Annotated in this window: 7 protein-coding genes; 3 read left to right on the top strand and 4 right to left on the bottom strand. The window is 72.9% G+C overall.

Annotated features, from left to right (window positions below; genetic code table 11):
- Together ACFT55_RS18285 and ACFT55_RS18280 are read right to left on the bottom strand one after the other, a co-directional pair.
- Positions 1–187 (bottom strand): 3-deoxy-7-phosphoheptulonate synthase (locus ACFT55_RS18285; RefSeq protein WP_380245272.1); only part of this gene is annotated, 187 nt, incomplete at its 3' end.
- A 49-nt stretch (positions 188–236) separates the two neighbouring features.
- Positions 237–1463, bottom strand: coding sequence for a pyrophosphate--fructose-6-phosphate 1-phosphotransferase (locus ACFT55_RS18280; RefSeq protein WP_380245271.1), 1227 nt, complete (start codon positions 1461–1463; stop codon positions 237–239).
- Between the two features lie 166 nt (positions 1464–1629).
- On the opposite strand from ACFT55_RS18280, the gene ACFT55_RS18275 reads away from it, so the two are divergent.
- Entirely contained in the window at positions 1630–2142 is a 513-nt protein-coding gene (locus ACFT55_RS18275; RefSeq protein WP_380245270.1) for a GNAT family N-acetyltransferase, read from the top strand.
- A 26-nt stretch (positions 2143–2168) separates the two neighbouring features.
- On the opposite strand, the gene ACFT55_RS18270 is transcribed toward ACFT55_RS18275, so the two are convergent.
- Positions 2169–2906, bottom strand: a complete 738-nt coding sequence (locus tag ACFT55_RS18270) for a lysophospholipid acyltransferase family protein (RefSeq protein WP_380245269.1) — start codon at positions 2904–2906, stop codon at positions 2169–2171.
- Positions 2907–3022: 116 nt separating this feature from the next.
- Between ACFT55_RS18270 and ACFT55_RS18265 the strand changes: the two genes are divergently transcribed.
- Entirely contained in the window at positions 3023–3532 is a 510-nt protein-coding gene (locus ACFT55_RS18265; RefSeq protein ID WP_380245268.1) for a hypothetical protein, read from the top strand.
- Positions 3533–3624: 92 nt separating this feature from the next.
- On the opposite strand, the gene ACFT55_RS18260 is transcribed toward ACFT55_RS18265, so the two are convergent.
- Positions 3625–4569 carry an ROK family glucokinase gene (locus tag ACFT55_RS18260; RefSeq protein WP_380245267.1) on the bottom strand — a complete coding sequence of 315 codons (945 nt, stop codon included), beginning with the start codon at positions 4567–4569 and terminating at the stop codon, positions 3625–3627.
- Positions 4570–4802: 233 nt separating this feature from the next.
- Between ACFT55_RS18260 and ACFT55_RS18255 the strand changes: the two genes are divergently transcribed.
- On the top strand, positions 4803–6614 hold the full coding sequence (locus ACFT55_RS18255) for an AMP-dependent synthetase/ligase (protein ID WP_380245266.1): 1812 nt from the start codon (positions 4803–4805) through the stop codon (positions 6612–6614).
- The last annotated feature ends 68 nt before the right edge of the window (positions 6615–6682 follow it).

The following is a 6682-nucleotide window of genomic DNA, read 5'->3' as shown; positions in this document are numbered from 1 at the left end:
GGCGCTCCGTGAGGCGCCTCGCCTCGGCCGGCACCACGAGCGGCGCCGCCTGCGAGAGCCTCCCCGCCACCGCCGCGAGCGCGTCGGCGTCCGGCCACGTGGGCTGCTGGCGCGCCTCGAGCGCCCGGAACCTGTCCAGGCCTGCGGGGTCGCTCCCGGGTGCCACGGTCTCGACGGCAGTGGTCATGCGGGCTGCTCCTGGGTCGGTGCGGGCCGGTGGCGGCGGGGTGGGGGCGTCAGTGCGCGGCGGGCTTCGCGGGGACCAGCGGCTGGCCGATGCCCGCGAGGATCTCGCCGAACCACTCCTGGCTGACGTCGAACGCCTTGCCACCCGCGATGCGGGGGAACGCGATCGCCTTGAGGCGGTCGCCGTCCTCCTCGTCGTGCCCGATGACGCCGGCCTCGCCGCGCAGGGCGCACTCGACCGCGAGGTCGGTCATCGACTTGATGAGGCGCAGGTCCTCGGCGTTCGCGGCCGCGGCGCGCGAGTAGTAGCCCGACTTCTGCACCATGACCTTCTCGGCGCCCAGCTTCTCCGCGAACTGCTTCGCGAACCACTGGCCCGGGTTGATGGTGTCGAGCTTGACGTGGCCGAACGGGTCGCGCGGGACCTCCTCGCCGGCGGCCTCGAGCTGCTCGACGATCTCGTTCATGCCGGCACCCTCCGACAGGAAGATGTTGACGTTGCCGATCTCGTCCATGACGGCGCGCAGGCGCGCGGCCTCGGCGTCGATGTCGATCTCGAGCTCGGGCAGGAAGACCGCGTGCACGTCCCAGCGCTCGCGCGTCAGGCCGAGGGCGGGCGCCCACTCCTGCGCGTCGAGCCATTTGCGGTACTCCTTCGCGGTGGCCGCGGTGAGCCAGCCGCAGTGGCGGCCCATGACCTCGTGCACGATGAGCATGCGCGGGCCGGAGCGGTGCTCCCCGATGACGTTCGCGGCGAAGCCCGCGGCCTCCTCGGCCGCCGTCCAGGCGCCGAGCGACTGGCGGATGGGCACCACGTCGTTGTCGATCGTCTTGGGCAGGCCGACCACGGTGAGCTCGTAGCCGTTGTCGTGGAGGTAGGCAGCAAGGTCCGCGGCCGTGGTGTTGGTGTCGTCACCGCCGATGGTGTGCAGCACGTCGACACCGTCGGCCTTGAGCTGCTCGGCGGCGACCTCGAGCGGGTTCTGGCCCTCCTGCACGAGCCCGCGCTTGACGCAGTCCGCGGCGTTGGTGAGCTTGACGCGAGAGTTGCCGATGGGTGAGCCGCCGAAGCGGTGCAGGATGCCGGCCTGCTTGCGGGCCTCGTCGTCGACCACGATCTTCGTGCCCGTGAGGAGCCCGTGGTAGCCGTACTGGTAGGCGATGATCTCGATCGACGGGTCGAGCTCCGTGTAGCGCTCGATGAGGCCGCCGACGGCGGAGGACAGGCAGGGCGCGAAGCCGCCGGCGGTCAGGAGAGCCACGCGACGAACCGACATGACAGGGGCTACCTCTCGGTGGGGGACGGGATCCCTCCCATCCTAGGAGCACCGCCAGGGGGCCGGCTCCGGCCGTCCGCCGGGCGAACGGCCCTGCCCGCCGGCCTGGGCCCGTGAGATGATGTCCGCAGAACCTTCCCGTCGTCCGACGGGGAGGTTCTTGCGTATGACGACTTCTTCTCACCCCCGCCCCGACGTCCGCATCGCCACCGCGGCCGACGCCGACGTCCTCGAGCGACTCTGGGCGCTCTTCCGCCACGACCTCTCCGACGTCACCGGGGAGCTGCCGCGCCCCGATGGCCGCTTCCGCGACGAGCGTCTGCGCGCAGCCCTCGACGGTGCACCCGGCTGGTGCGCGCACCTCGCCGCCGTGGACGGCCGGCCGGTGGCGTTCGCCCTGGTCCGGGGCGTCGACTCCCCCGTGCGGGTGCTGTCCGCGTTCTTCGTCGCGCGAGCCGCCCGCCGGCACGGCGTCGGCCGTGCCGTCGCCGCCGACGTGCTGCGGCGCACGCCGGGTACGTGGGAGATCGCGTTCCAGGACGCGAACCCGGCCGCGGCAGCGTTCTGGCCGCGGGTCGCGGCCGACGTCGCGGGCGACCGCTGGGCGCTCGAGCACCGCGCGGTGCCGGGCGGCCGCGACCTGCCGCCGGACGCGTGGATCCGGCTCCGGGTGGCGTGAGCGGGACGCCGGCCGCGCGCAGGGGCTCAGGGGGCCGCGGCGGGCTCCTGCGGGGGCTCGTCGGGCGAGGCGGGATGCTGGGCCGCGGCCGCGAGCCGGGCCTTCATCGTGGCCGCGTACACGTCGACGTACTCCTGGTCGGACAGCCGCAGGATGGCGTACATGATCTCGTCGGTCACGGACCGCAGCACGAACCTGTCGTTCTCCATCCCGCGGTAACGGCTGAAGTCGAGCGGCTCCCCGAAGACGATGCCGATGGGCATCGGCTTCGGGACCGACCGTCCCAGCGGTTGCGCCACGTCGGTGCCCACCATCGCGACCGGGACGACGGGCGCGCCGGACTCGAGCGCGAGACGCGCGACACCGGTCTTGCCGCGGTACAGCCGGCCGTCCGGGCTGCGCGTGCCCTCGGGGTAGATGCCGAACAGGTCACCCTCGTCGAGCACGCGCAGCCCCGTGCGCAGGGCCGCCTCGCTGGCCTTGCCGCCCGACCGGTCCACCGGGATGGTGCCCACCCCGCGCATGAAGCCGGCCACCATCCGGCCGCGCACGCCCCCGCCCGTGAAGTAGTCCGACTTGCCCAGGAACTGCACCTGCCGGTCCACGACGAGCGGCAGCACGAACGAGTCGATGACCGCGAGGTGGTTGCTCGCCAGGATCGCCGGACCCGAGGACGGGATGTGCTCCACGCCCTTGGTCCAGGGGCGGAACGCCAGCCGGAGCCACGGCCCCACCACCACGTTCTTCATCACCCAGTAGAACAACTGTCCTCCTCGCCCAGTGCCGACAGCGCCCCGTCAGCGGTCCGCCTGCGACGGCCCTGGCGCCGGCGGGAGTCGCCACCGACACGAAGCATCGTCCACGACAATAGAGTGAACCCATGCCCGTACCGAACCCGGACGCCGAACCGGACCTGCCGGACGACGACCTGCCCGACGACGCCGTCGAGGCGCGCTGGGCGGACATCGTCGCGCAGCTCGGCCCCCTCGGCGACGACGCCCGCGGCGGCGCCGACCGCGGGGCGCAGGCGGGTCCGACCCCAGCAGACGCTCCCGGCGCCACGGGAGCCACCGGTACCGGCCCTCGCGACTGGCCGGTCACGCCCGAGGTCGAGGCGCTCGAGGAGACGGAGTCTCATTTCACGCCGCCGGAGCCGGAAGCGGTCCTGTCCCGCGACCCGCTGCTGACCCTGGCGTGGGCCCTCGTGGTCGTGATCCCCGTGCTGGTGGTCGTGGGGGTCGTCGTGCGCGCCGCAGCGCCCTCGCTCCGCATCCCGACCTGGTCCGGGCCGGTCGCCGGGCTGCTGTTCCTCGTCGCGCTCGGCGTGCTGATCTGGCGCATGCCGCACCGCCGCGACCCGGACGACCACGGCACGGGCGCCGTCGTCTGAACCGGGACACGGTCGAGAGCTGCGGTCACGGCCGCCGTCGAGACCGTGGGCAGGGTCGCGCCACGGTCGCGCCAGGGCGCTTCAGGGTCGCTTCAGCGGCGCGCGAGGTCGGCGGCACCGATGATGCCGGCCTCGTTGCCGTGCTCGGCGAGCTCGATCTGGGCCACCGGCCGGTGCCCGAGGGCGGAGAGCTGCGCCTCGTAGGCCTTGCGCACGGGCAGGAGCAGCAGGTCGCCGGCCGCGCCGACGCCGCCGCCGATGACGATCAGCTCCGGGTCCAGCAGGGCAGCCACGGACGCCGACCCCTCCCCGATCCAGCGACCGAGGGTCGCCAGGAGCTCGACGGCGAGCTCGTCGCCCTCCTGCGCGGCCTTCGTGACGTGCGGCCCCTCGATCCCGCCGGTCTCGCCGCCGGCGAGCTCCAGGAGCCGGGTGGCACGGTCGGGCTGCGCGATCGCAGCCTGGCGGGCGTCGCGCACGAGCGCGGTGCCGGACGCGTACTGCTCCCAGCACCCCTCGTGCCCGCACCCGCAGTAGTGACCGCCGGGCACGACGCGCATGTGACCGACCTCGGCGGCCACGCCCCACTTGCCGCGGACCAGCTCGCGGTCCACCACGATCGCCCCGCCGAGCCCCGTGCCGACCGTGAGCATCAGCATGTCGGTCGCCTCTCGGGCAGCACCGAAGCGGAACTCCGCCCAGCCGGCGGCGTTCGCGTCGTTCTCCACCACCACCGGCACGTCGAGGTCGAGCAGACCCTCGAGGCGCTCGGCCAGCGGGTACTCGCGCCAGGCGATGTTCGGCGCGAACTGCACCGACCGGCGGTCCGGGCTGACGAAGCCGGCCGCCGCGAGCCCGATCGCCCCGACCTCGTGCTCCTTGGCCAGCTCGGCGCACGCGTCGGCGATGGCACGGTCGATGCCGGCGACGTCGTCGGCGGCCGTCTCGCGGCGTACCTTCGCGAGGATCGTGCCCGCCTCGTCCACCACACCCACGGCAATCTTCGTGCCGCCGATGTCGACTCCGATGGCGTGCATGCAGGGACCTCACGTTCATGTGTCGGGACGCCGCGTCCGTGCGGCGCGTCACCCGTTCGCCGAGCGGCTCGGGGGCGCGCGGTGCGCGCAGGGTCCAGACTAGCCACCACCACCGAGAGGGTGCGACGCTCGTCCGTCACCGAACCGTGTCCTGGACCTCGGGTGAGACCCGGTATCGTGACCAGCTGGGACCGAACCCCCGGCAAATGCACAGCATGGACGATGGAGTCAGCATGGACGAGATCACCATCCCGCAGGCGGTCGAGCTGCCTGCCACGTCGAACCTCAACGACCTCCTCGCCACCCGCGTGGCGAGCGACCCGAGCGCCACCCTCGCCGAGCGACCCGCAGGTGACGGCTGGGAGCCGGTCTCGGGCGCACAGTTCGACGCCGAGGTGGTGGCCGTCGCCAAGGGGCTCGTGGCGAAGGGCGTGCAGCCCGGGGACCCCGTCGGCATCATGTCCCACACGCGCTACGAGTGGACGCTCCTCGACTTCGCCGCGTGGGCCGCCGGCGCGGTGCCCGTCCCGATCTACGAGACGTCCTCTGCCGAGCAGGTCGAGTGGATCCTCACCGACTCCGGGATCACGCTCCTCGTGGTGGAGGACGCGGGCCTCGCCGCCACCGTCGCCGAGGTCTCCGACCGCGCCCCCGCCCTGCGCGAGGTCCTCGAGCTCGAGAGCGGCGCGATCGCCGCGCTCACCGCCGCCGGCGCCGAGGTGCCCGACGAGGAGATCGTGCGCCGCCGGGCGATCGCGGACCTCGCCGACGTCGCGACCATCATCTACACCTCCGGCACCACGGGCACGCCCAAGGGCGCCGAGATCACCCACGGGAACCTCGCGCTGCTCGGGGTGAACGCGGTGGCGGCCGTCCCGGACGTCTTCAAGGACGGCGGGCGCACGCTGCTCTTCCTCCCCCTCGCGCACGTGTTCGCCCGCTACATCGAGATCCTCGCCATCGCGAGCGGCACGGTGCTCGGGCACTGGGGCGACCTGAAGACTGTCACCGCGGGCCTCGGCGCGTTCCGGCCCACCTACATCCTCGCGGTGCCGCGGGTCTTCGAGAAGGTCTACAACGCGGCCGAGCAGAGCGCCGCGGCGGGCGGCAAGCTCAAGATCTTCCACTGGGCCGCCGCCACCGGCATCGCGTACTCGCGCGCCCTCGACACCCCGTCCGGGCCGTCGTTGTGGCTGCGTCTGCAGCACAAGGTCGCGGACACGCTGGTGTTCTCGAAGCTGCGCGCGGTGCTCGGCGGCCAGGCCCAGTACGCGGTCTCCGGCGGCGGACCGCTCGGCGAGCGGCTCGGCCACTTCTTCCGTGGCCTGGGCGTCACGATCCTCGAGGGCTACGGCCTCACCGAGACCACGGCACCCACCAGCGTGAACCGTCCCGACGCGATCAAGATCGGCTCGGTCGGACCCCAGCTGCCCGGCTGCGGGGTGCGCATCGCACCGGACGGCGAGGTGCTCCTGCGCGGCATCCAGGTGTTCCGCGGCTATCACAACAACCCGCAGGCGACCGCCGAGGCGTTCGACGACGGCTGGTTCCGCAGCGGCGACCTCGGCGTCCTCGACGACGACGGCTTCCTCACCATCACGGGCCGCAAGAAGGAGATCATCGTGACCGCGGGCGGCAAGAACGTCGCCCCCGCGATGCTGGAGGACCGGATCCGCGCCCACGCCCTGGTGAGCCAGTGCGTCGTGGTCGGCGACAACCGGCCCTTCATCGCCGCGCTGGTCACCCTGGACGCCGAGGGCCTGCCGGGCTGGCTGAAGATGCACGGGAAGCCGGAGATGCCGCCTGAGCAGGCCGCCACCGACCCCGACGTCCTCGCCGCCCTCGACGCCGCCGTCACCCGGGCGAACCAGGCCGTGTCGAAGGCGGAGTCGATCCGCAAGTTCGCCGTGCTCCCGGGCGACCTCACCGTCGAGAACGGCTACCTCACCCCCAAGCAGAGCGTGCGCCGGCACGTGTTCGTCAAGGACTTCGCGACCGAGATCGACGAGCTGTACGTCGACACGCGGCAGAAGTCCGCGAGCTGACCGGACCCGCCACAGCCTCGACCGTGCTGACTTGATCCTCACGACCGTGTCTTGAGGATCAAGTCAGC

The sequence above is a fragment of the Isoptericola sp. NPDC057191 genome, from assembly GCF_042670225.1.
Lineage (GTDB): Bacteria > Actinomycetota > Actinomycetes > Actinomycetales > Cellulomonadaceae > Isoptericola.
This window is presented reverse-complemented; position numbering and strand designations above follow the sequence as displayed.

What these genes read in the sequence shown, in the direction of transcription:
- ACFT55_RS18255 (WP_380245266.1), top strand. Translation starts at nt 4,803, where the DNA reads ATGGACGAGATCACCATCCCGCAGGCGGTCGAGCTGCCTGCCACGTCG.
- ACFT55_RS18280 (WP_380245271.1), bottom strand. Translation starts at nt 1,463, where the DNA reads ATGTCGGTTCGTCGCGTGGCTCTCCTGACCGCCGGCGGCTTCGCGCCC.
- ACFT55_RS18275 (WP_380245270.1), top strand. Translation starts at nt 1,630, where the DNA reads ATGACGACTTCTTCTCACCCCCGCCCCGACGTCCGCATCGCCACCGCG.
- ACFT55_RS18260 (WP_380245267.1), bottom strand. Translation starts at nt 4,569, where the DNA reads ATGCACGCCATCGGAGTCGACATCGGCGGCACGAAGATTGCCGTGGGT.
- ACFT55_RS18265 (WP_380245268.1), top strand. Translation starts at nt 3,023, where the DNA reads ATGCCCGTACCGAACCCGGACGCCGAACCGGACCTGCCGGACGACGAC.